This is a genomic window from Olsenella sp. KH1P3 (assembly GCF_900167315.1).
Lineage (GTDB): Bacteria > Actinomycetota > Coriobacteriia > Coriobacteriales > Atopobiaceae > Olsenella_J > Olsenella_J umbonata_A.
In genome coordinates this window covers 244,020-268,451 of the sequence record NZ_FUWQ01000001.1, presented here as the reverse complement: position 1 = coordinate 268,451, position 24,432 = coordinate 244,020, and the positions used below count along the sequence as shown (strand labels likewise).

The window sequence follows — 24,432 nt, the reverse complement described above, 5'->3', positions numbered from 1 at the left end:
GGTGTCCCGATGACTGACAAGATGGAATTCTTTGCAACCTGCCCCAAGGGCTTCGAGCAGATCCTTTCCGACGAGCTCTCCGCCCTGGGCATCCCGCACGTCCGCCCCCTGCGCGGACAGGTGAGCTTCGGAGAAGAGCTTGCCGACGCATACCGCGCCTGTCTCTGGTCCCGCATGGCGTCTCGCGTCATCCTCGTTATAGGCCGTATCGACGCGTCGGACGCCGACGCGCTCTACGAGGGCCTCTCCCAGATGGCGTGGGAGGACCACGTCTCTCTTGGCGCGACCATCGCGATCGACGCCCACGGCACCAACGACCAGCTGCGCAACACACAGTTCGTCGCCCTCAAGTCGAAGGACGCGATCGTAGACCGCCTCATGTCCAGACGCGGCTCGCGCCCCATGGTCAACACCGAGCGCCCAGACGTCTCCGTCGTCGTACGCCTCTCGCGCGACCGCGCGACCGTGGGCATCGACCTTTCCGGCGCGCCTCTCTTCCGCCGCGGATACGAGTCCGCGCGCTCGGGCAGGGCGCCCATCGCCCCGCTGCGCCCCGACTACGCGGCCGCCCTCCTGGCATCGGGTGGCTGGTTCCGCAGCGTCCGCCACGACAGCCCAACCATCGCCGCCGCCTACTCCGGTGCGGGAACCGTCCTCGTGGAGGCGGCTGCCCAAGCGCTCGACCGCGCACCCGGACTGCTGCGCGCCCGCTGGGGATTCGACGGCTGGGCCGGCCACGACCAGAAGGCGTGGGAGTCGCTTCTTGACGAGGCGCGCGAGCGCGCGGAGAGGTCGAAGGACCGCAAGCTGACAATCCTGGCCTGCGAGACGAGGCCCGGAGCCGAGGCGTCGCTCAGGCAGGAGCTTCGCGCCGCAGGCATGCGGCTGGATGTGAGCCTCGTCGCGCCCTCCGACGTCGCGCGCGGCCTCGAGCACCGCAAGGGCACCCTCGCGGTCTGCGACCTCTCGTGGGTGGCACAGGACGAGGTCGCCCAGCAGGCCTCGGCCCTCGCCGTCGCTTCGACGGCCGTTCGCGGCGCGGACACAATCGTGGCCATCACGCGAGACCAGACCATCGACGCGGCGCTGGGCGGCGTGCCCGAGGCCACCGAGGCAGTCTTCGTCGGCCAGGACCCCGCGACCATCCGCACCTACGACGGCAGGGGCCTCTCTCCCGCGCGCGAACAGGTCAACGTCGCCGACAGGGACGGTCGCCAGCGGCACATCCCCGTCTTCGTGGGCGCGAGCGAGCAGTTCGCACGCCGCCTCGCCAAGGTCTGGCGCCAGCGTCGCAAGTGGGCGCAGCGCGAGGACGTCAGCTGCTATCGAATCTACGACACCGACCTGCCCGACTACGCCGTGACGATCGACCTCTTCGAGGAATCCGAGCTCATCCCGGCGCGCAACGGGCGCGGCCGCTGGCTGCTCGTCTCGGAGTACGCCGCCCCCAAGGACGTCGACCCCAACCTCGCCCGCGAGCGCCTGCTCGACGTCCTGGCAATCGCCCCCGTCGTCATCGGCGTCGAGCCCCAGAACGTGTTCGTCCGCGTCAGGACGCACGGCAAGGGCGGCTCCCAGTACGCCAGCGAGGCCAAGGCGAACACGGGAGAGAAGTGCCCCCGCGACGCGCGCCCGGGACGTGCCAGGCGTGCAAGCAAGCCCGGCTTCGTTCCGCTCGCGCCGGGCGCGCACCTCGTGGACGAGGGCGGCCTCACCTTCGAGGTGAACTTCTCGCTTCGCCACGACTGCGGCATATTCCTGGACCATCGCGAGGCTCGCAGCCTCGTGCGCGAGATGATGAAGCAGACGCAGGGCTCGAAGCGCTTCCTCAACCTGTTCTCCTACACGGGCACGGCCACCTGCTACGCGGCCGACGGCGGCGCCAAGCACACCACCACCGTCGACATGAGCCGTCCCTCCCTCGAGTGGGCCAAGCGCAACATGGAGCGCAACGGCTTCGTCAACGAGGGCCGCGACGTCGCGCACGAGTACGTCCAGGCCGACGTCATCCGCTGGGTGAGCGAGCAGCGCCGCACCAAGAACCGCTGGGACCTCATCTTCTGCGACGTCCCGACCTTCTCGAACTCGAGCCGCATGCGCAAGGGCTCCTGGGACGTCCAGAGGGACCACGCCGAGCTCATCATCGGCATCTCGCGACTGCTCACCAGGAACGGCTGCGCTATCTTCTCGTGCAACCTGAGGAGATTCAGGCCCGACGTGCAGAAGCTCCAGAAGGTTGGCGTCAGCCTGGAGGACATCACGCAGCAGACCATTCCCGAGGACTTCTCGCGCAATACGAAGGTGCACCACGCCTACATCGTCCGTCGCACTCTCCTGCCAGGCCGCGATGCCCAGGCCACGGCATAGTGACTCTGTCACAGTTGTGTAATGGCGTCAAAGCCATGCCGCATCTAACTTCAAACTAGTATCGTATTTGCCTGCTAAAACAAACTGAAAGCCGCGTCGGGAGCTCGAAAAGCGACGCGGCTGGCCTTTTGATTGGATGAACATGCCAAGCAGGCGCGACTGGCTCAAGACCGCGGCCGCAACCGTCAAGACGGCGGCCAAGCCTCCCTACATCCCCAAGGTGGCCCTTCTCGACACGCAGATGGGAAGCGAGAACTCCGGCGACCAGATCATCATGGAGGCGTGTGGCCAGGTCATGGCCGAGGTACTGAGCCCCGACGCCACGCCGGCACACGTCGCCACACACTACTACTCTCCCGAACTCGAGTCGCTGGGCGGCAGCATCCCCATCCTGTGCGGCACCAACATCCTCTACACCCACATGGGAGACCAACGCCAGTGGGCGCTGCCCCACAGGCTCAGGAGCCTCCGCAACGTGTGCCTGCTGGGCGTCGGCATGAACAACCAGGACCTGGACGACCCAGTCGACGCGTACAGCAGGCTCTTCTACAAGGCGGTCCTCCACCCGAGCCTCTACCACTCGGTGCGCAATTCCACCACCAAGCAGAAGCTGGAGGAGGCCGGCGTCCGCAACGTCCTCAACACGGCCTGTCCCACAATGTGGACGCTCACGCCCGAGCACCTCGCGACCATTCCTCGCAAGAAGGCCTCGACGGTGCTGACCTCCGTCACGGACTACTGTGCCGACGCGACGAGCGACCTCCTCATGATCGAGACGCTCAAGCAGGAGTACGAGCACGTCGTCATCTGGGTCCAGGGCAGCCATGACATCGACTTCTGCCTTGACCCCATCATCAACAAGGGCGACTACCAGCTCATCGGGCCCAGCATCGACGAGCTCAACGCCTTCTTGGCAGATCCCGACGTCGACTACGTGGGCACGCGCCTCCACGCTGGCATCCGCAGCCTCAACCTTGGCCACCGCTCGCTCATCGTGAACGTGGACAACCGCGCACGCTCGATTGCCCGGGACACCGGTTTGCCCGTCATCGAGCGAAGCGAGCTCGCAGGCGATAAACTGGTACGCTGGATCAACGGTAGCGATGCCACGGAGCTCTCCCTGCCCTGGGAGGAGATTAACCTGTGGAAGTCGCAATGGAGTCGAAGGTAAGGCACTTCTCGCCCACCCAGCCAGAGGCACGACGGGCGCGACGGCCGACCTGACGGGAGACGCGCTATGAAGACCTCACTTGCCAACAGCTCGATCGCATGGGTGTTGCCGGCCATCGTGCCCGGTTCCGGGGGACTCCAGACGATCTTCCGCCACATCATGCACTTGCAGGAGCTCGGCGCCCGAAGCGAGGTGTTCGTGATGCAGCCTCCCTACGAGAAGACGGCAGGCGAGCTCGCCACCATCGCGGAGGGCTACGGCTGCGAGAACGTTACCTTTCACCCCTTCCCCCAAATCGAGGGAGGCTTCGACGTCGCCATCGCCACCATGAGCCCCACGGCTCGATACGTCGAGCAGTCCGACTGCGCCCACAAGTGCTACTTCGTGCAGGACTTCGAGCCCTGGTTCTACCCCGCGGGAGAAGAGCGGATCAACGCGATTGCCAGCTACAAGCTGGGACTCGAGCCCATCACCATTGGCAACTGGCTGGCAAGCAGGCTCCACGAAGAGTTCTCCTCCGATGCCCGCGTGACCCCCTTCTGCGCGGACGCGTCCATCTACCACCGGCTTGGCACGGACGCTGCCAGGGGCGCGGCGAGGCGCGAGAGGGCCGTCTGCATGATCTACCAGCCGGGAAAGCCGCGCCGCTGCGCGGGCATCATCCTGGACACCGTGCGCATCATCAACCGCATGGACCCAAGCGTCCGCGTCTACCTGTACGGCTCACAGTCGCTGGCGCCCCAGGACGTCACGGCGACCAACCTGGGCCTGCTCACGAAGGAGCAGTGCAACGAGCTCTACAACAGGTGCTCCGTCGGAATCAGCATCAGCGGTTCGAACCCCTCGCGCGTGCCCTTCGAGATGATGGCGGCAGGCCTGCCCGTGATCGACGTCTACGAGCAGAACAACCTCTACGACTATCCCGACTCGTGCATGCTGCTCGCCGAGCCCACGCCGGAGGCCCTCGCCACCGCCGCCCTGAGCCTGCTCGACGACGCGAAGGCCGCGAGCTCCATGTCGGCGCGCGCGAGCGAGGCCATGGCAAAGCTTCCCATCGAGCTCGAGACCGCGGCCTTCGCAGAGGCGCTCGAGGACATCGTCTTGGGAGGCGATGCGCGCAAGGCGACGCCCGCCCGCCTCTACAACAGAGCCGCCGTCACCGCATCCGACGAGGCCCGGGCCGTCTTCCACGACCTGTGCGCCGCATCCATCGAGGCGCAGTACAAGGCGCCCGTCGTCGAGGGTCCCCTGGTCAGGCTCTCGATCGAGCTCCCCGACGACCTGTCGGGCGTCGAGAGCCCGCACGCGCTGGTGTGGCACGCCGCCGACCAGTCGGACATGCGTGACTTCCCGCTGCACCACACGGGAGAGAGGCTCATCCAGGGCGTGCTCGACCTCGAGGGCTACTACGGCGCCCAGCTGGGCAGGTACCAGATCCACGCCTACGGCGTCGTGAACGGGCGCGAGCAGCTCTTCGCGCACTGCGAGCGAGGAATGGGCTCGAGGCGGCCCGAGCCGGGGCCGACCGGCGACGCCGTACACGAGGCGCCCGAGGCCAGACCCATCGCGGTCGACCTCCCCATCCGGGTCGAGGACGCGCTCGACGTCCGACCCGACGAGCTGATGGTGCCTCGCAAGAGCGAGATAGAGATGATCCGCGAGTCGTCGTCCTTCCGGATCGGCCGCGCCATCACGTCGCTTCCCCGCAAGGCGCGCGACCTCTTCAGGCGCTAGGCACTTCTCGCGAGCGCGACCCACGCAGGGCCCAAAGGCCCATGCCCCATAGACGCAAATCGGCCGACGTGCAAAGGGCACGCCGGCCGGCTCCTACTGCCGTCCTTGCAAGAGGGAGACCCCTACTTGTAGAACTCCTCCATGTCCCTGCCCATGCGCTCGAGCGTAGGGACGTCGACGTAGGCCATGTGGCCGCAGCCGTAGCGGTGCCACTCGACCTGGCCCTTCAGCTCGGCCGAGAGGAACTGGCAGCTCATGTCGTGGGCCACGTTCCAGAAGGTGGTGGCCGCGTCGTAGCGTCCGCCCATGATGCACAGCTTCATCGTGGGGTTGCGGCGCATCGCGACGGCGATGTCGTAGGCCACGTTGGGAGCGGACGAGGGCCAGTCCTTGCCCGGCTCCTGGTGCTCCCACTTCCACTTGGTGCCCACCTGCTCGTAGTTGCTGGTGAGATAGCGCGCCGGGCCGCGATAGCCCAGCTCGTCGTGGACGAAGGCCCTGAAGGCGCTGGTCCAGCTGGACTCGACGGCGTCATCGGCGGCATCCTCGGCAGCGAACCAGGCCGAGGAGCCTTGCACGGCCACGGGCGCGTCGGACGAGAAACGCATGTCGAGCCTGCCGCAGACCTTGCCCTCGTCCGCAAGGATGCTCTGGCGGAAGTCGTCGAGGGTGATGCGCAGGTGGCGCCTCTGGATGTGTTCGGCCGAAAGGCCCAGGAACTCGCTCATCTGAGCGGCGACCTCTGCCTCGCGCTCGGGGTCAAGACGGTCTCCGCGCAGCAGGGCCGGAGCCATCACGTCCTCGCACCAGTCCATGGCGCGGTCGAACCACTCGTCCTCGTCGACGCCCTGGCCGGCCTTGCCGAAGAACTGCGCAGCCGCGGCCATGGTCGGCATCATGCCCAGGTGGTAGAGGTCCTCTCCCTCGAGGGTCTGGACCCAGTCGAAGATCGCCGAGAGCATGGTGACGCCCGCGACCTTGACGCCGCGCTCGCCCAGGAAGCGCATCAGAACAGAGTTGCGCACCGTGCCGTACGACTCGCCGAAGAGGTAGACCGGGCTCGTCCAGCGGCCGTTCTCCTCGAGCCAGGTCGTGATTGCGCGGCAGAACGCATCGGCGTCGCCGTCGACGCCGAAGATCTTGGAGGTGTCGGCGTCCTCGGCGACGCTGGACCAGCCGGTTCCCAGCGCATCGAGGAAGACGAGGTCGGACTGGCGCAGGAGCGTATAGGGGTTGTCCTCGACCTCGATGGGGAACGCAAGGTGGCTCACGCCGTCGGTCTTGACACGACGGGGTCCGATGCCACCGAAGTTGATGGGCACGCTCGCACAGCCGGGGCCGCCGTTGTAGCAGAACGTGACAGGGCGAGAAGGGCCCGCGTCCGGGGTGTCCGCCGCCACGTAGGTCAGGCTGAACATCTTGCCCAGGAGCTTGCCGGTGTCGGCGCGGACGTCCAGGTGGCCGGCGGTGCAGTCATAGGCGATGCTCTGCCCCTCGCTTGCGCCCGAGCCCTTCCAGCTGAGTCGTGCGGTCTTGGGCTCGGGAGTGTCGATGCCCTTCTCGGCGGGAACCGCCATGAAGAACTCGGACATGCCCGTGCCTTTGGCGGAGGAGGCCGTAGCCTCGCTCATCTCTTCAGACATCACAAACCGTCCTTTCCACCTTGTGAAATGGGGATAATGATAAATAAATCCCTCATTCACACCAGTACCATATATATGACCTATTTTCGGGGTCGATTCTGGCATTTTGCGCATCAAGTGTTAGAGTAACGCAGTTTGATTTCTTGGCTTGTTTACAGAAACGCCGTTAGGTCTTCAGACCAGGAGGTTCGAAATGAGTTCGACTAAGGTTGCCGGACGCGCGAGAAAGGGCGCCATCCCGTTCTCGATGGGAATGGTCCTCGTCACGCTTGGCGTCGTCTACGGCGACATCGGCACCAGCCCCATGTACACGTTGCGTGCCATCATGACGGGCAACGGTGGCCTTCAGACCATGAGCGAGGACGTCGTTCTTGGCGCACTCTCCCTCATCATCTGGACCATCACCCTCATCACCACCGTCAAGTACGTACTCGTGGCCATGCAGGCGGACAACCACAACGAGGGCGGCATCTTCGCGCTCTACTCGCTGGTCAAGCGCTGCGGAGCCTGGCTGCTGTTCCCCGCGATGATCGGCGGAGCCGCGCTGCTGGCAGACGGCATCCTGACGCCGGCCGTCACCGTCACGACGGCCATCGAGGGACTTCGCACCATCGAGCCCATCTACGCGCTCATGGGCGACAACCAGGCCATCGTCATCGTCATCACGGTCATGATTATCAGCATCCTGTTCCTGGTGCAGAGGGCCGGCACCTCCACCATCGGCAAGGCCTTCGGCCCCGTCATGACCACCTGGTTCCTCTTCCTGGGAATCGCGGGCGCCGTCAACATCGCCGACGGAGTGGGCCTCGAGGTCTTCCGCGCGTTCAACCCCGTGCGCGGCATCACCTTCCTCTTCAGCGACATCAACGTCGCGGGACTCATGGTCCTGGGCAACGTCTTCCTGTGCACCACCGGCGCCGAGGCCCTGTACTCCGACATGGGCCACGTCGGCAAGGCGAACATCTACGCGTCCTGGCCGTTCGTGAAGACCATGCTGATCCTGAACTACCTGGGCCAGGGCTCCTGGATCCTTGCGAACGCCCATAACCCCGAGTTCATCCAGACGCCGGACGTCAACCCGTTCTTCCAGATGGTCCCCGAGAACCTGAGGGCCATGGCAGTCATCCTCTCCACCCTCGCGGCCATCATCGCCTCCCAGGCCCTGATCACCGGGTCCTTCTCGCTCGTTTCCGAGGCGACGCGCCTGAACCTCATGCCCCACCTGCAGGTGCGCTACCCCTCCGAGACCAAGGGGCAGCTCTACATCCCCATCGTCAACACCATCATGTGGATCGGCTGCGTCGTGGTCGTCCTGCTGTTCCAGACCTCCAGCCACATGGAGGCCGCCTACGGCCTGGCCATCACCGTCACCATGCTCATGACGACGGTGCTTCTGACCACCTACATCTCGCGCGTCCTCAAGGGCAAGGCGCTCGCAGTGCCCTTCGCGCTGTTCTTCCTCGCGCTCGAGTCCACGTTCTTCTTCTCGAGCCTCACGAAGTTCCTGCACGGCGGCTACTTCACCGTCTGCCTCGCGGCTGCGATCTTCTTCGTCATGTACGTCTGGCGCCGCGGCACGGCAATCGAGCACACCCAGTCGGTCTACCTTGACGTCAAGAGCTACATCGATCAGCTCTCTAAGCTCCGCGACGACGAGCGCTACCCCATCATGGCCGACAACCTGGTGTTCCTCACCAATGACTCGTCGCTGGACAAGCTCGACCGCGACATCCTGTACTCGATTCTGGACAAGGGTCCCAAGCGCGCCCATGCGTACTACTTCCTGAACGTCCAGGTGACCGACGAGCCCAACACGCACTCGTTCATGGTCAACGACTTCGGCACCGACTTCATCTTCAAGGTGCAGCTGCGCCTGGGCTTCAGGGTGAACCAGCGTGTCAACCAGTACCTCTACCAGATCGTCAGCAACCTGGTCGAGCAGAGGCGCCTTGCCGCACAGCCGCGCGACTACTCCATCTATCGCAAGAAGAGCCCCGTCGGCACCTTCCGCTTCTGCCTGATCCGCAAGGTCGTCACGCCCGAGACCGAGATCTCGGTCGCAGACTCCAACATCTTGGGCATCAAGTACGTCATCCGCCGCTTCTGCGGCTCGGCGGCGCGCTGGTACGGCCTCGAGAACTCGAAGATCATCTACGAGAGCGTCCCCCTGTTCGCCAACACCAAGCGCGAGCACAAGCTTGACTACATCGAGACCCCAGGCGACACCGGCTCGTTCCATCGTCCCGCCATCAGCTCCCACGCGCACAACGCAGTGGCCGGCCGCAAGCCCATGCGCCACGAGGCGGCCGTAACCTCGACGCTTCAGGTCACCGAGTCTGAGCAGGCCAGCACGCCCGTCCGTCTGCCCCAGGACGTCGTGCGCGAGGAGGAGGTCGACGTCTTCTCCGCACGTCTGGCAGACAAGCGCGAGGCCACGGTGGAGAAGGTCGAGAAGTCCGTCATCGGCGGGGACACCGCGAGCTTCGCGGCCATCACGATCGAGGCCGAGGAGGAGGACGCCGACCAGGAAGAGCCCATCGCGGCCGACGCGGCCCACGACTCCGCGAGCAAGGGTCCGAAGGAGTAGCGCCAAGGTCGATGCCCCAGCCAATCGCACGAGCATACACAGCGAACCCCGGTCGCACCGAGCGCGGCCGGGGTTCTCTTTTTCATGTGTCGCGACTGGGGAGGTGCGTCAGGACAGGGCGCCCGCGCGCCTCGCGCGAGGCCAAAGCGGCCAGAGCAGCTAGAGAAGTCCCCTCAGGTGGCGAGCGACGCCTGCGTGGTCGTTGTCGTACGCCGTGACGCAATCGGCGACTGCCTTGGCCTCGTCGTAGGCGTTCAGCATGGCTATGCCGCTGCCTGCGACCCTGAGCATCGAGAGGTCGTTGGGAGAGTCGCCAAACGCTATTGCCTGCGCAGGGTCGATTCCCAGGTGCGCGCAGAGCCACTCGAGCCCCGCGCCCTTTGACGTGCGCACGTCCATCACCTCGAGGTTCCGGGCGCTCGAGTGCGTGTGGTGGAGGGTCTCGTCCGCATCGACGGCAGACAGGATGTCCGGGGTGAGCGCATCGTTGCCCCAGTACAGGCTCACGCGCTCGACGCCTCCCAGATGCTCCACGAGCTCGGGAACGAAGGCGTCAACGGGTGTGCGGTGGCGCAGAATGGCGCGCTTCTCGTCGGGACGGATGTCAAAGGTGGATATCAGGTCGTAGCGCCATCGCTCGACGAAGACGCGACCGCCCCAGAAGACGTCGAAGGTGCAGGGCACGCCCTCCAGGCGGTCATAGAGCGCGAGCGTGCGCTCCTTCCCCATCGCGCGCAAGCAGAGGCGTCGCGCCAGTACGGCGCTTCGGTCTTGCCCCACGCACTCGAGCTCGACGTCAGCCTCGCCCGCCGCGTCGGGAGACGCGGCCTGCACGGCCACGTCTCTAAGCAGCTCCATCACCACGGCGCCATCGGACGTGACGGCATAGCGCGTCGCGGGATGCAGCAGCACCTCGGCCGGAAGGGCGCGCCAGGTGCGCCCCGTGCAGGGCACAAACGGCACGCCCTTCTCGGCAAGCCTATCCAAGAGCTCGAGGTTCTCCCGGCACACCGTCTTGTCTGTCGAGAGGAACGTGTCGTCCATGTCTGCGAAGACGATGCGGGGCGCGGCCATGGCTAGCTCCTCTGGTCTATGGGAACGTACTCCCTATGCTCCATGTAGGAGTTGTACGCGGGGCGGATGATGCGAGCGGGACCGTAGAGCTCCTCCATGCGGTGGGCCGCCCAGCCCGACATGCGCGCGATGGCGAAGATCGGGGTGAAGAGGTCCTTGGGAATGCCCAGCATGCCATAGACAAAGCCGGTGTAGAGGTCGATGTTCGCGGAGATAGGCTTGGTGATGCCACGCTCTCGGCGCATGACCTCGGGGGCCAGGCGCTCGATGCGACTGATGAGGTCGAACTTCTGCGCGACGCGCTCCCCGCGGCTCTGGGCAAGCTTCCGCGCGTAGCCCTTCACGACCTGGGCGCGCGGGTCGCTCTTGGTGTAGACGGCGTGGCCCATGCCGTAGATGAGCCCCTTGTGGTCGAAGGCGTCGCCAGACAGCACCCTGGCGAGGTAGTCGGCAATCTGGTCGTCGGAGGTCCAGTCATCGATGTGCTCGCAGGCGTCGTCCACCATCTGACCGGCCTTGGCGTTCGCGCCGCCGTGCTTCGGCCCCTTAAGGGAACCCAGCGCCGCCGCGTAGGCGGAATAGGCGTCTGTCCCCGAGGACGAGATGGTCCTGCAGGTGAAGGTCGAGTTGTTGCCGCCGCCGTGCTCGGCGTGGAGCATGAGCATGACGTCGAGCAGCATGGCCTCGTCGTGGCTGAAGCCCTGGTCGCCGCGGAGCACGTCCAGCACGGTCTCGGCCATGGTGAAGTCCTCCTGCGCAGGGGGGACCAGCAGGCGCTCGCCCGTCTGGGCCGCCATGAAAGCCTGGTGCGCGACGCTGGCCACGCGCGGCCAGCGGCCCAGCATCGAGAGGGCCACGTCGACCTCGTGCACCGGCGCGGTATCGTCGGGCTTCTCGTCGAACGCGTACAGGAGGAGCGTCGCGCGCTGCAGGACGTTCATGATGGAGGGGCTGTACGTGGCGCGCGGGAAGATGCTCAGGTAACCCTCGGGCAGCTGCCTGCGGCTGCCGATGCGCGCCTGGAAGTCCGAGAGCTGCTCTGAGGTGGGAAGGGTACCGGTCAGGAGCAGGTAGGAGACCTCCTCGTAGCCAAAGCGATCCTCCGCCTGAGCGGCACGAACCAGGTCCGCGACGTGGTAGCCACGGTAGGTCAGGTCCCCCTCGTCGGGAACGATGGCACCGTCCTCCTTCTTGTAGCCGTGCACGTTCGAGATGGTCGTGAGGCCCACCAGGACGCCGGAGCCGTCTGCGTTGCGCAGACCGCGCTTGACGTCGTACTTCTTGTACAGCTCGGGCGGGACGACGTCAACGTTGCGGCCGCCCTCGTAGAGAAGTGCCGAGGTTTCGGTAAGCCCCAGGCCCACCGAGGGCATGGGGTACTCGTCCGAGGCATGTACCAGAGCCGATGAGTTGGCTCGGGTGATAAAACTCTTGGGGCGCGCGATGCGCGTCCTTCTCGCGTCAGCCATATGTAACTCCCAAATCTGCCGCCCGGGTCGGACGGCGAAGCGGCAAGCGCCTTAGAGGCGATACATGAAGTTGAAGACCTCTTCGCGCTGCATGGTGATCTGAACGCCCAGCTTGTCGGAGATCTCCTGGAGCTGGTCCTGAATCTGCGCAAAGTCCACGTCGCTGTCGGCCAGGTCGACGAGCATGGTCATCGTGAACGTGCCTTGCAGAATCGTCTGCGAGATGTCGAGGATGTTTGCATCGTGGTCCGCAAGCGCGCCCGTGACCGCGGCGACGATACCCGGACGGTCGCCACCTAGGACAGAGATGATTGCGCGTGCCTTGGATTCGTCGTTTGCGGTAGCCATGTGTCTCCTGTCTGTTTCAATAGCGAACCATTTCGAATCATTGTAGCCAACGCGCGGCTCATATATAGCCACCCTGTTACCATTGAGCCCGTATTGAAACGTATGGCGCGCGCAGGCGCGACAGACACAGAGGGAGCCATCATGAACGATTTCGAATGGACCTCGCCAACGCAGTTCGTCTTCGGGCACTCGGCGGAGGAGAAGGTTGGTCCCTGGGCCTCCAAGCAGGGACTTCGCAAGGCCATCGTCATCTACGGACAGGGCCACGTGATACGCAGCGGCCTGCTCGAGCGCATCTGCTCCAGCCTCGACACGGCGGGCATCGCACGCGTCGAGCTCGGCGGCGTGCGCCCCAACCCCGAGATCGAGAAGGTCCGCGAGGGCATCGAGCTCGCAAAGGCCGAGGGCGTGGACCTGGTCGTGCCCGTGGGCGGAGGCTCGACCATCGACACCGGCAAGGCCATCGCGGCCGGCTCCCTCTACGACGGCGACGCCTGGGACTTCTTCCGCAGGCCCGACCCCGTGACGCCCACGGCAGCACTCCCCATCGCGGCCGTCCCCACGCTGCCCGCGGCAGGCTCCGAGTCTTCCGACTCCGTCGTCATCCAGAACGACCAGACGCGTACGAAGTCGTCCTTCCACGGCGACTTCGTACGCCCGCGCGTGGCCTTTATGAACCCCGAGCTCACGCTGAGCCTTCCCGCATGGCAGACGTTCTCGGGCATCACCGACATGTGCGCGCACATTTTCGAGCGCTTCTTCTCGGCAACGAAGGACGTACCGGTAAGCGACGGCATTGCCCTGAGCCTCCTGCGTTCCATCCGCTCCGAGGCAAACAAGCTTCTTGCCAACCCTGCCGACTACGATGCCCGCGCATCCATCATGTGGGCCTCCACGCTCGCGCACAACGGCATCTGCGCGATCGGACGCAGCGAGGACTGGGCCTCCCACGGCCTCGAGCACGAGCTCTCCGCCGCCAAGCCGACGGTCACCCACGGCGCCGGTCTGGCCGTGATCTTCCCCGCGTGGATGCGCTACGTCCGCAAGCAGAACCCAGCGCGCTTCGCGCTCCTGGGCCGGGAGGTCTTCGGCCTCGCGCCCACTGGCGACGCTGACGCAGACGCCCTGGCCGCCATCGACCAGGTCCAGCTCTTCTTCACCTCGCTGGGCATGCCTCGCTACCTCGACGAGTTCGGCTTCACGAGGGAGGATGTCGACGGTCTGGTGGAGTCCGTCGCCAAGACCAAGGGTCGGCGCTTCGGCGACTTCCAGAAGATCACGCCCGAAGACGCCCGCGCCATCTACCTTTCGGCCTTCGCGCCCCAAGACTAGGGCGGTGCCGCGAGCCCTACCGCAACGCACTTCTCCCCTGCCATTGCGCCCTGAACGTAAGGCAACTGCCCCCATCGCCGCTCGAATTGGTGATGGGGGCAGCACTGTTGCGGTCCAGGTGCGTCGACAGGGCGGCACCGGCGCCCAACACGTGCCGGCTAGTCCTCGAACGACTCTCCGTACTTTTGCTCGAACAAGGCCTGGACGTCGTCGGTCGTGGAGTTGAGCGCCACTGCGAGCTCCTGGAGGGAGCGCTCGCGGGCGAGCTTGAGGATGCGGTCGTACACCACGGGTGGCTTCTTGTTGGTCGCGCGGACCTCGGCGATACGCTTGCGGAAGGTCTTCACGATGCGAACCGAGTCGCGGCAGGTGCCGCGGCGAATCTCGTTCCTGAAGCGCTCCTCCTCGAGGGCGTTGCTCTTGGCCGAGACCTCCTCGACGTCCAGGTTGGGGTAGTCTTGAATCAGGTCCTTGGCCTGCTGCTCCGTAAGGACGGGACGCAGCCTGTCCTCGCTTGCGACGGGGAAGCTGATCTTCATGGGATGGCGGCCGCCAATGGGGAGCAGCATGTACGTCGCGGCCGGCGCGTCGACAATCTCTTCTACCCTGCAGACGCCCTGGCCGGGGTGAACAATATACTCGCCAACTTCGTACATACAAAAGCTCCCTTCGTACCGTTTGCATTGCATCTTAGCACGAAGGGAGAAAAGCTTTTCAATTTTTACTGATTCTCTATTGCATAGCGACAGTCGCTTGTGTATCGTTTAAAAATTTGACTTGTTCCAAACAAATAGTACCAGAGCTCATAGTGCGACATACGGGCAGGTAGACGCGCCAGCGCGTGACCAGAGAATCGCCTCGACAGGAAGCGAGCCACCTCCCTACTCGCCGGACTCCGCCGGAGCGGGGCAGCACGAGACGACCCACGACACGAAATTCGATTGGGCGTCGCCCTCGCGCTCGGCAAGCTCGTAGCCCTTGCCCCAGACCTCGTTGAAGTCGACGTCCTGGACGCCGTCGTAGTGCCGGAGCGCCAGGGCCAGGTTCGCCTCGGCCGTGAGGGGCGTCGTCGCCTGGAACAGGCCCGAGTTTATGCGCCAGTGCGGAGCGACCGTCGCCGTACCAAAGCCCGCGTAGTGTCCGCTCAGGTGATACAGGGGATTCATCGCATTGACGCGCGTGGACATGTCCTGATCAAGGTCGTCCTTCTTGGTGATGTCCTCCGCCCACTCGGTCACGTACTTGGCATCCCAGCCGGCAGCCGTCGCATATCTGTCCTGGTTTGCCGAGACCAGACTCGAGACCGTCGCGTCGAAGTGAAGCGTCGACTCGTCGCCGATGCCGAACAGCTGGTTTGACGTGGACGAGCGGTCGACCGCGTCATACGCGCTCACCGCCCTGTTGGCAGGCCTGCAGTGGACCACGAAGTCCCAAAGGCTGCTCACGCGCGCGGCCTTGCGGCCCGAGCTGTAGGTGACCCAGCGGTAGTCGCCGTTGAGCGCCGCAAGATAGCTGCCCAGCGAGTCGTACACGGTCGCCTGGACCTGTGCCACGCCACTCGTGGAGTCGGGCTGGACGGTCTCCGTCGTCGTCGAACTGCCCGTCACCTCGTCCAGGGCGTCAGCACCCGAGGCAGAGAGGTTCGGGTCGCCGGGGAACGCCGGGTCGACCATGCGGGACTTGGCCTCGGTGTACGGGAACTGCGTCCTACCAAAGAAGTCCGCCGCCGCGCTCTGAACGAGCCCGAGGATGTACTCGTAGTAGCTGCCGTCCAGATATGCGCCGTCCTCGACGGCGTCAAGGGTCAGCTGCTTGTCCTTAGCGTCGCGCAGGTCCATCTGGTTCACGTAGTCGCCGTATGACAGCGCGAGGTCGTTCGAGAGCATCTTGGTCCAGGTGCCGTCGGCACGCGTGCCGTCGGACGAGAACTGCCCCATCATCCACTCGTAGGCCGCGTCGGCGCTGTCGTAGGACATCATCGGGCACCACGAGGCCGATCCGCAAATCGCATCCGAGAGGCTGTTGCCCTTGGCATCGTGCGTTGCCGCACCAATGGACTCGAGGTACTTGGTGAAGAGCGCGCTGTCTCCCGAGGCGCCCAGGATCGCCGACGCGCCGCCGCCGTCACCATAGCCGAACGCAAAGATGCGGTCAGCCGAGAAGGGCAAGGCCTCCGCGTTGTAGCGAAGGTACCTGATGGCGGCCTTGAGGTCGACCACGGGCCAGGGCGCACCGCCGGGGAACATCTTGGTCGTGCCGCTGTCATAGCCGGCGGAGCGTCCGCGGAATCCCGCGTAGACGTACACGAGCCCCTGCGACAGGTAGGTACCGAGTCCCCCATAGTCATATGCCGTGGGGCAGCCTTGGGCCGAGAGGCGCGCCGAGTTGATGGGCATGACGACAGGCGCGGTCTTGGGCGTGAAGCTTCCGACGGTCGCGCTCTCGTTGATCGTGCACTTGTACTTGTCCCCGCTCTTCTCGGCGTTGAAGTATTTGCCGGGGACAAAGATCGCCAGCGACTCGTAGGCCTTGCTCGCGGGCTTGAGGCAGTACGCGAGGCCCAGCTGGTAGTAGCAGTCGTTCTTCGAGTCGTAGTTCCATGCGGACATGTCGAGGTCCAGGTCCGCGAACTCCTTGAGGTCGACCTGAGGCCTGTTGCCGTCGTCATCGCCGCTGCCGTCGGTCTTCTGCTTGCCGCAGGCGGCAAGGCCAAGGGCCGAGCCCAGACCCGCAAACTTCAGGAAGTTCCTTCTGGTTACGTTCATCATTCCTCCTTGGGCGACCGACGGCCGCCTCGTCACTCATTCACATGCATGGGCCACATGATCCCACGGCTCGTTCGCCGCGCCATCCTAGGCCTGGCGTACTCCCCTGACCTTGCTCGCAAGGGCGTTCTTCTTGTCGCGCCGATCGTCTCCCCAGAAGCAGCACGAGAGCATGCCGGGACCCACGTGCGAGCCGATGGTAGGACCGATGGTGGAGGGCAGAAGGCGAATCGTGTCGTCGACGTCGCACAGCATCGAGCCAAGGCGGAGGCCGTCATGCTCGCAGTCCGCGTTGCCGACGGCGGCGACGGCCGGATACTCGCTGTTGGAGTGCTTCTTGGCGTAGTAGTCGACCATCTTGCGCATGGCCTTCTTGCGGCCACGGGTCACGCCCAGGAAGGCCAGGGACCCGTCGACGTTGAAGGTAAGCAGCGGCTTGGCGTCAAGCGCGCCGGAAACCAGCGCGACCGACTTCGGCACGCGTCCGCCATGGCGAAGCGTGTCCAGGCTGTCGACCATAAAGATGACGTGAACGTGAAAGCGCGCGCCCTCGACCCACTTGACGAAGTCCTCGGCCGAGATGCCCTTGTCCCTCTGGCGGGCGGCCTCCTCAATCAGCAGGTACTGGGCGGTCGATCCCAGCAGCGAATCGACGATGTAAATCGGAAGCTCGCGGCCAAGCTCTTCCTGGACGCGGTGGAGCGCCGTCACGGCGCCGTTGTAGGCACCCGAGATGCCGCTCGAAAGGGTGACCAGCACCGTGGGCTTGTCGAGCTCCGCCGCCTTGCGGAACGCCTCTTCGTAGACCATCTGAGACGGCTGCGAGGTAAGCGGCGCGGCGCCCCAGCGAATCTGGTCGTAGAAGTCATGCGCACTGCGGCTCTGGAACAGGTCGTCCACGCCCGAAAGGCCACCGTCGGGCTTGTCAGCCTCGGTATAGGTGAAGGGCAGGTAGCTGATGTTTGCGCTCTCGATATCCTGGGCCGAAAAGTCGCAACACGAGTCGGTCATCAAGTTGAATTTCGCTGACATGCAAGGCTCCGCTCAAGCTTTCGCTCTGGGTCTACTCATATATAGGTGCTATTGTACGGCTCAGGCAAGTGCATTGCAGCAGCCAGGAGGCGCCATGAGTCCATTTGGCAGGAAATGCGCAGACGAGCAAGAGATGCGCAGGCTCCGAATCATCTTTAGAGGAGAAGTGCAAGGCGTCGGGTTCCGATGGACCTCCCGCAGGGTCGCCCTCGAGGCTGGCTGCACGGGCTGGGTCAGAAACGAGTCAGACGGCAGCGTGACCCTCGAGCTTCAGGGAACCGACGAGCAGATCGCGAACTACTTTGGCGCCTTTGGGCGCGCCTATGCGGGCTACCCCATCGACTACGTGATGGACCAGAAGGACGAAATCGAGCCCAACCCAGACGACACGTCCTTCTCGGTCAAGTTCTAGAGCAAGGCGCGCGAGGCCACGTGCCCTCGTTCCTTACGCGCCCCGTCTTGTCTGCCCGTCTTTTGTCGGGCGCGGTAGCGCACTGAAAAGCAATCGGCCCACCGTGCAGCAGACGGGCTGGCCGCTCCAAGTTAACGAAAGTGGTCGCTTCGCCACGTTACGGAGTGGCCATTTCCCTAAGCTTAAGACAACCATGAACCCGCATAAGAAAGCAGGCCAGAGACGTAGCCTCTGACCTGCTATTTTTTATGGTGGCGGGGAAGGGAATCGAACCCCTGACACGGGGATTTTCAGTCCCCTGCTCTACCAACTGAGCTACCCAGCCGAAATGCTCTCTTCGAGCTCGTTTAATATAGCAAAGATTGGAGCCAGGTCAACGAACTTCTTCGACATTAATGAAAATAGTTTGGAGAGGATTGTAAAATCGCAGGTACAAGACACGACAAGAGAGACGCGCCATTGTCTTAGAAGGCGCCACCGCCTCCACCGCCGCCGAATCCTCCTCCGCCACCACCGGAGAAGCCGCCGCCGAACCCTCCGCCGGAACTCGACGAGGACGACGCCAAGGCCGCACTCGAGACGTGATGGGCAGACGCGGCCAGACTGTCAAAGGAGTGCATGGGAGAGCCAAGCACGCTGTGCGCGTAGTACCAGCCGTAGACGGGCATGATGTCGGGATCCTCAAGGACCTGCGGAGCCGCCATCCTCAGCTGCTCGATGACCTCCTCGGATACGCCCAGAACCACGGCCATGACCAGAAGTTTGTTCCAGAGGACGACGTCGTTGGGAACAGCCTCCTCGAGGCGCGTGAAGTCCTCGAGCCACCTCTTAAGAGCCTCAAGCTTCGCCTTGACCTCAATGGCCTCACGGGAGAGGTCATCCATCGACCCGATGGTCCAGCATCCAATAACGAAGCTGACGATGTTCCCGGCAAGGACAGGCACGGCGACGGACCAGTTGACGAGCTCGAAGACGAGCCCAAAGACGCATGCGATCGCGCCGAGAATGTTGAGGGTGAGCATGGCGCCAAGGGCACCCTTGCCCGTGGGCGTCTCGTCCACGAAGAAGCCACGCCCCTCCGCGACGCCCTCGACCGTCCCCTTCCAGCTGTCATAGCCATTCGAATACGTGCTGGGATGCTTCTTGGCGATGCTTTCAAGCTCGGAGAAGTACAGCGCGCTCTTCACCCCATCGTCGGACTTTCGTTTGCCCAGCGGAGCGAGACTCCCAAAGATGAAGTGGAGCGTCCGGTCGTCAATCTCATACGAGCCGTCATGCTCTCTGTCGTTCGACAGGTCCTTCTGCTTTACGACGCGATAGTCCTCGTCGACCTTGTCGGTGCCCAGGAAGCCCTTTCGGCGGCTCTTGATGAGGTCGAGCCTAATCACGCCAAGGTCCGTCAAGCGCATGAGCGATGCCGTCAGGTCCGACTCCTTGGCAGAGCCGTCGTTGTAGAGGACGCCCAGAACGGCAGGGTGGTCGTTCGTCGGGACGTCGCGGAAGTACTTGTCATCAAAGAGCGGCCTGTGACTCGCCTTGTAGGCGCGGCGCTTCACGACGCACAGGATAATGGTGAGGACGCAGACAGCCGCACCGATGCCCGCAAAGACGTTCTGGATGAGTCTTGCCCTCTCGCGGCGCGCGTTGGCCTCGTCGGCCCACTTCTGCTCTTCGCTAAGGATGGTGTCGAGCCTGTTTGAGCTGTACTCGGGCGTCAGCGAGAGCCACTCGGACGGAAACACGATCCTGCACTCAGCAAACTCATCCGTCCCAACGCCAGGAACGTTATAGACGATGTCGTTGCCGTCAAAGTTAACCGTCGCGTCAAGGGGACCGTGGCCCCAAGCACGCACGTTGTCACCCGGATTCACCGTCTCCCCCGCGGGAACCGGCAGGTGGACCGTACACGTCACGTTTTCGGAGGGACGGTCCCAACCGTCAGAGACGAACTTCCAGTAGAGCTCGGAGGTGTCCGCATACCTGGTCGCGAGGTAGCTGTAGGAGTAGTTGATGACGAAGCGAACCGACTCGTCGGAGTGCGCGGAGTAGATCTTGACCTTCACGTAGTTGGGATACTCGGTGATCGTGTAGGTGCCGTCCTGTCCCGAGTCACTCTCGGAGAAGCTCTGGAAGTTGCCGTTGCGGTCGAAAGCCCCCACCTCGTCGACAAGCGCAGAGACCTCGTTTCCGTTGAGCTCCCCCGTCGGAATCTTCCAATACACGCCATGGAAGTCTCCGTCGAAGTCGTACTCGCGCATCTCCTTGACGGAAACCGTTCCGGTATTGTCGACGGTCGCGTCAATGTCAACGCGATCAATGGAGTAGTCGTCACTAGCGCGAGCCGCCCGAGGGGCCGCTGCAAGGGCGAGCGTCGCAAGAAGGGTGGTCGCCGCAAGCAGCCAGGCAAGGAGTCGTCTGGTTGGCATCGCTTTTCCTGTGGTCATCATTCCTCTTCTCAGCAATGGCCTATATTTGCAGGTTACACAGCAATATAGCAGAGCTGGAGAAGTCGGTTTTCGCACTCAGCTAAGTGCGGGCATCAGCCCAGAAAGGTCAGCAAGACGCCGCAGACGCTCACGGTATCGCCCCTTTTCATGATGATCGAGTCCCGAATTGGCCTTCCCTCGAACAATGCTGGGTTGGTGCTCCCGAGGTCGTCTACGCGAAGGCCCGACGAAACCTTTGCCAGAACAAGGTGCCTGCGAGAGACGGCGTTGGAGTGGAGCACCAGGTCGCAGCTCTCATCTCTCCCGACAAAGAGCGGGGTCTCTCCAACGGAAAGGATGACGTCCATCTCGGAACCCCGCACCCAGATACCCAGAGTGTCCCAACGCGAACTGGGGAGTCTCGCCCCGGCAAGGGACCTCGTCGACTCCAGCTCCGTCTCACAGGAAAGGCCGTCAGGCTCCTCGAGGTCCGCAAAGGTGTCGCCCAGCAATGGCGCCCGCGGATCACGCCCGAAGTCATAGAGACACCCGTAGCAGACGTCCATGTCGTCGAACAGCACCTCCCCGCAGCGCGGGCACGTTTTCGTTCCCGGCCTGCCCGAGGTCGCATCCCACACCTCGCCCATTGCCTCCTCGCTCATCACTTGCATTCTGGACCACCCACCTTCACTCGCTCCGTTACTATCCGCTCGTCCGGCGATGGCCACGGAAGCACGCTCGCCGGACGCTCGAGCACATACGCCGTCCCGCGACGCCCCAGGACGCGCCATGCCGGAAGCGCACGGGCGACCCTGACGACGAGTCCATCGGCGCGCACCAGCGCCACGTCAATGGGAAACGCCATGCCAAACGTATGAATGGAACGGCACCTGGCCAGTAGGACCGGCCGTGCACCCTCGAATGGCCCCAGGAGCCCCCGAAGCCTTGGCCACCAGCCTTCCAGCACCTGGAACGACCCATACACCAGTCCTTCTCGCTCGGAACAGACGCGCACCTCACCCATCAGGCGACCACCCCCGGTCTGAACCTGTCGACGACGATCGTTCGCTCGTGGACCAAAAAAGGCGGCGGAGAGAACAAGACGCCCGCAAGGGAGAAGGACGAGGGCCACGGCCGAAAGCGCAGCTTGCAGTGGTAGGTCGTCAAAAGAGGAGAGACGGGAAACGTGACACCCTCCCCTCGCGCGCCTTCCGAGGAGCGCTCGGCCGTGACCTCTATCTCGCACTGTCTGGAGTCAACCGCCGCCTCGATGGCGGAGCGCACGGCATCGACGGAAGTCGACGTGGCCTGGTCCCCCGACGGCGCCACCCCCTGCGACAGGACGGCATCCTTCGAGACGCGGTCGAAGACGGCGCACATCTCGCAGAATTTCGTGAGATTGAACACGACGAGCGCCACGACAATCACGACGGGCATGAGAACGGCGAACTCGACGGTCATCTGGCCACGGTTCTCCCGACTCATGCCACCGCCCCCATCAGGTCCCCCAAGTTGATCGTCAAGGGAATGCTCGTGCCTTCCAGGCCGGGGACGGGAATCTCCGCAACCGTGACGTCGACCTCGCCCAGCTCCTCCCCCAGCTTCGAGAGGCACGCGTCGACCACCTCTCCCGGATCATCGGGAAGTGTCGAAATGAATGCCCTGACCTCGGCAATCTTCGAGCCTCCGTTTTTGTCGAGGATATACTGGCTGTTTGTGAGAACTGGCTTCCTAAGGCGCATGTCAGCGGGCTCGATACCGGCCGCCGAGATGGTTCCCAGAATCTTGTCGCGCAGCCACTGGCCCGTCTTCTCGCCGAGCACGTTTTCCGCCCCGTCGATGAAGTTGCCCATGGATTCCTTGACGTTCCCGTAAGCCGACCCATAGCCAACGAGGAGATCGCCCCACAGTCCGCAGATGCCGTCGAGGGCACCCGGCAGAAGCTCCCCCGTCTCGCTTGAGATTCCGTCGAAGACGCTCGAGAGGACGTTGTGGCTGTCTGTCGCGTCGTCGGGTGCGAGGGTCGCGGCCGAGACGGCCGCGCCAGCAGGTATCTCCCCCGACTCCAGGAACGAGCCCACAAGCGACGAGGGTGGGGCACTCGGGTTCGCGCGCATGACGAATGCTATACATCCATGCGCGCCCGGGGGGCACAGTTTGGGCCTGGGCGCCGAAAGGTAGGCCATGACCCGTTCGAAGGCACTTCCGCTCTTCTCGGCCGCCTCCCTCATTCGCTCCTCGGCCTGTGCCTCCTCGGCCTTCGCCTGCTGGTAGTCGCGAGACGCCTCGACGACGATGCGCCAGTAGTGCTCGAAGCCGTTGTCGATGTTCGTGGATGCGTTCGCAACGTTGCCCATGGCAAGCGCGTCCATCTGGCAGACGTCGCAGCGCTCGGCCCCGCCGTGGTCTACGTCGGAAAGCGAGGCGTAGGCAGATGACGCACCCGTCGCGCCCGGACACGACGAGGAGCAGTGGAGGACCCTCCTGCTCCCCTCGATAGTGCAAGGCCAGATTCGCTCGGTATAGAGCTCGGTCGCACGAACCGTATCCCTGCTATGGGGAAGCTCGGGAAGGTCAATGGATACGACGTCGGCCTCGATGCACGTCGCCGCACAGATTTTCTGGTACGCATACGAATAGAATCTCGCCCTCGCGCAGGAGCGCGTGAGCTCCGCCGCCGAACCGGTGACAGGAGCCTCCTCCCTCATGCGCGTCAGGTAGTAGTTGCACGCCCTGATGCGCGCGTAGTCGAAGCGCCAGGACTCCGGCGTGGCGTAATAGGGGTTGAGGCCCGCGGTGAGCCCCGCCAGCGTCTGGGCGCGGCTCCTCATGCAGAGCGGGTCATCGATGTTGTCCGCGCGCCAGGCGCGATCTCGCGCTGCACGCGCCCGCTCGGCTGCCTCGCGCTTCTCCTCGCTTGCCTGTCTCAGCTCCTCGGCGGCCTGTTCCATCTCGGCAGGATCGAGGTCATCGGCCAGGCTCGAGAAGTCCGACTGGCTCTCCGTGGGAAACGCCACCGCGAGGCCGGAGTACGAGACCCCAAGCCGCGCGTTGGCCGCGACCGTCGAGGCGGAGTTCGCCGACACAATCGCCGGGAGGGCGGCCTCAAGGCGCCGAAGTCCCTCGGCCGCGCTCTTGGCGAAGTCGCGACGGGCGGCCAGAATCTTCTTTCCCGCATCGATCACGGGCGGAGAGGCGCCCGCAAGCAGGGGGACAGCCGCCATGATGAGCCCGACCGCAAACACGACGACGCCCAGCAGGCCCATGCTGAGCACGCAGGCGTCCAGCACCTGCGCGATGGTCGAGTAGGCGGCGACAACGTTCGACCCCGACAAGGCTGCAGCATCAGCGACCGTCTGGACGTCCGCGGCCCTGGCGACGCTCCACCCTATCGTCGCTGTCGCGAAGACCAGCACGAGGCTCATGAGTAGAGCGACCGCGACGGCGACGGTCGTGTAGCCTCCGTCCTCTCGAACGAACGTCCCGATTCCTATTGGAGCGCACGCCTCCTCGCATGGGCCCTCACCCCCATATCTGCTGCCATGACTCATATGAACCACCCAGCCAATCCGGTCTGACCTTCTCGCTTACCTCGACCCTAAGCACGACGCCTTCCCCGTCGGACTCTCCAAGCGCAGAGGCGACGACGCCCATCAGGGGAAGTGGCCTCGCATGGCCCCTGATCGCCACCTTGACCTCGTGCTCGCCTCGTTCGATGCCGACCTGCCAGTCGGCCTTTCCTCCCACGTGAAAGAGTGGGACCTCGGGCACCGCCGCCAGGCGCCGGAGGGCAAAGCCCTTGCAATCGTCCAGGTCACCGTCGTAGTCCGTTGCCGCGACCCGTGCCGTCTCGCACGCCGTGGCCCGCATGATGGTCCGCGTGTACGAGAGGCACGCAGGCTCGAGCAGAATCGCAAAGAGCAGCATGACCGAGGGGAGAAGGACTGCCGCCTCTATCGTCGCCTGCCCCCGACACCGCCAAGGTCCGTCAGTACAGCAAGACGTCTTGGAGCGCAGGGGCAAGCCCTTCTCCGACAAGATGCGACGACGCGCGGATCGAGTAGCCAAGCAG

Annotated in this window: 18 protein-coding genes and 1 tRNA gene; 6 read left to right on the top strand and 13 right to left on the bottom strand. The window is 64.3% G+C overall.

Going from position 1 to position 24,432, the window contains the following annotated elements:
• Positions 1–9 precede the first annotated feature (9 nt).
• From rlmKL to B5D13_RS01195, 3 genes are all read left to right on the top strand, one after another.
• Entirely contained in the window at positions 10–2,367 is a 2,358-nt protein-coding gene (gene rlmKL / locus B5D13_RS01205; protein WP_090991411.1) for a bifunctional 23S rRNA (guanine(2069)-N(7))-methyltransferase RlmK/23S rRNA (guanine(2445)-N(2))-methyltransferase RlmL, read from the top strand.
• Between the two features lie 142 nt (positions 2,368–2,509).
• Entirely contained in the window at positions 2,510–3,538 is a 1,029-nt protein-coding gene (locus B5D13_RS01200) for a polysaccharide pyruvyl transferase family protein (RefSeq protein WP_159443957.1), read from the top strand.
• A gap of 66 nt (positions 3,539–3,604) precedes the next feature.
• On the top strand, positions 3,605–5,272 hold the full coding sequence (locus B5D13_RS01195) for a rhamnosyltransferase WsaF family glycosyltransferase (RefSeq protein WP_078686466.1): 1,668 nt from the start codon (positions 3,605–3,607) through the stop codon (positions 5,270–5,272).
• A 122-nt stretch (positions 5,273–5,394) separates the two neighbouring features.
• Here B5D13_RS01195 and B5D13_RS01190 read toward each other — a convergent pair whose 3' ends face one another.
• Entirely contained in the window at positions 5,395–6,915 is a 1,521-nt protein-coding gene (locus B5D13_RS01190) for a S10 family peptidase (RefSeq protein WP_078686465.1), read from the bottom strand.
• A 193-nt stretch (positions 6,916–7,108) separates the two neighbouring features.
• Here B5D13_RS01190 and B5D13_RS01185 point away from each other — a divergent pair, with 193 nt between their 5' ends.
• Positions 7,109–9,502 (top strand): KUP/HAK/KT family potassium transporter, encoded by a 2,394-nt coding sequence (locus B5D13_RS01185; RefSeq protein ID WP_078686464.1) that lies wholly within the window; start codon positions 7,109–7,111, stop codon positions 9,500–9,502.
• Between the two features lie 159 nt (positions 9,503–9,661).
• Here B5D13_RS01185 and B5D13_RS01180 read toward each other — a convergent pair whose 3' ends face one another.
• Genes B5D13_RS01180 through B5D13_RS01170 form a run of 3 tightly spaced genes read right to left on the bottom strand, consistent with a single transcriptional unit; the run spans position 9,662 to position 12,393 of the window.
• Positions 9,662–10,576, bottom strand: coding sequence for an HAD family hydrolase (locus B5D13_RS01180; protein WP_078686463.1), 915 nt, complete (start codon positions 10,574–10,576; stop codon positions 9,662–9,664).
• A 2-nt stretch (positions 10,577–10,578) separates the two neighbouring features.
• Entirely contained in the window at positions 10,579–12,045 is a 1,467-nt protein-coding gene (locus B5D13_RS01175) for a citrate synthase (RefSeq protein ID WP_078686462.1), read from the bottom strand.
• Positions 12,046–12,096: 51 nt separating this feature from the next.
• The gene (locus B5D13_RS01170) at positions 12,097–12,393 is read right to left on the bottom strand and encodes an ACT domain-containing protein (protein WP_078686461.1); all 297 of its coding nucleotides are present in this window, start codon (positions 12,391–12,393) and stop codon (positions 12,097–12,099) included.
• Between the two features lie 141 nt (positions 12,394–12,534).
• Between B5D13_RS01170 and B5D13_RS01165 the strand changes: the two genes are divergently transcribed.
• On the top strand, positions 12,535–13,725 hold the full coding sequence (locus B5D13_RS01165) for an iron-containing alcohol dehydrogenase (RefSeq protein WP_078686460.1): 1,191 nt from the start codon (positions 12,535–12,537) through the stop codon (positions 13,723–13,725).
• Positions 13,726–13,883: 158 nt separating this feature from the next.
• On the opposite strand, the gene B5D13_RS01160 is transcribed toward B5D13_RS01165, so the two are convergent.
• The 3 genes from B5D13_RS01160 to B5D13_RS01150 form a co-directional block, all read right to left on the bottom strand.
• Positions 13,884–14,381 (bottom strand): CarD family transcriptional regulator, encoded by a 498-nt coding sequence (locus B5D13_RS01160; RefSeq protein WP_078686459.1) that lies wholly within the window; start codon positions 14,379–14,381, stop codon positions 13,884–13,886.
• Between the two features lie 225 nt (positions 14,382–14,606).
• Complete coding sequence (locus B5D13_RS01155) at positions 14,607–16,490, bottom strand: subtype A tannase (protein ID WP_078686458.1); 1,884 nt, start codon at positions 16,488–16,490, stop codon at positions 14,607–14,609.
• Between the two features lie 87 nt (positions 16,491–16,577).
• Positions 16,578–17,522, bottom strand: a complete 945-nt coding sequence (locus B5D13_RS01150; RefSeq protein WP_078686457.1) for a DegV family protein — start codon at positions 17,520–17,522, stop codon at positions 16,578–16,580.
• Between the two features lie 94 nt (positions 17,523–17,616).
• Here B5D13_RS01150 and B5D13_RS01145 point away from each other — a divergent pair, with 94 nt between their 5' ends.
• The gene (locus B5D13_RS01145; protein ID WP_200802589.1) at positions 17,617–17,934 is read left to right on the top strand and encodes an acylphosphatase; all 318 of its coding nucleotides are present in this window, start codon (positions 17,617–17,619) and stop codon (positions 17,932–17,934) included.
• Between the two features lie 249 nt (positions 17,935–18,183).
• Here the strand turns inward: B5D13_RS01145 and B5D13_RS01140 are convergent.
• From B5D13_RS01140 to B5D13_RS01115, 6 genes are all read right to left on the bottom strand, one after another.
• Positions 18,184–18,259, bottom strand: a tRNA-Phe gene (locus tag B5D13_RS01140).
• 139 nt (positions 18,260–18,398) lie between these two features.
• Complete coding sequence (locus B5D13_RS01135) at positions 18,399–20,360, bottom strand: DUF2207 domain-containing protein (RefSeq protein ID WP_090991410.1); 1,962 nt, start codon at positions 20,358–20,360, stop codon at positions 18,399–18,401.
• A gap of 113 nt (positions 20,361–20,473) precedes the next feature.
• Positions 20,474–21,022: an FHA domain-containing protein gene (locus B5D13_RS01130; RefSeq protein WP_180363865.1), complete on the bottom strand. Its 549-nt coding sequence runs from the start codon at positions 21,020–21,022 to the stop codon at positions 20,474–20,476.
• A 361-nt stretch (positions 21,023–21,383) separates the two neighbouring features.
• Positions 21,384–21,845: a hypothetical protein gene (locus tag B5D13_RS01125; RefSeq protein WP_234970617.1), complete on the bottom strand. Its 462-nt coding sequence runs from the start codon at positions 21,843–21,845 to the stop codon at positions 21,384–21,386.
• Positions 21,842–23,911: a hypothetical protein gene (locus B5D13_RS01120; RefSeq protein WP_090991409.1), complete on the bottom strand. Its 2,070-nt coding sequence runs from the start codon at positions 23,909–23,911 to the stop codon at positions 21,842–21,844. Before B5D13_RS01120 ends, B5D13_RS01125 begins: the two co-directional genes overlap by 4 nt.
• Positions 23,883–24,428 (bottom strand): TadE/TadG family type IV pilus assembly protein, encoded by a 546-nt coding sequence (locus B5D13_RS01115; RefSeq protein WP_234970616.1) that lies wholly within the window; start codon positions 24,426–24,428, stop codon positions 23,883–23,885. Before B5D13_RS01115 ends, B5D13_RS01120 begins: the two co-directional genes overlap by 29 nt.
• Between the last annotated feature and the right edge of the window lie 4 nt (positions 24,429–24,432).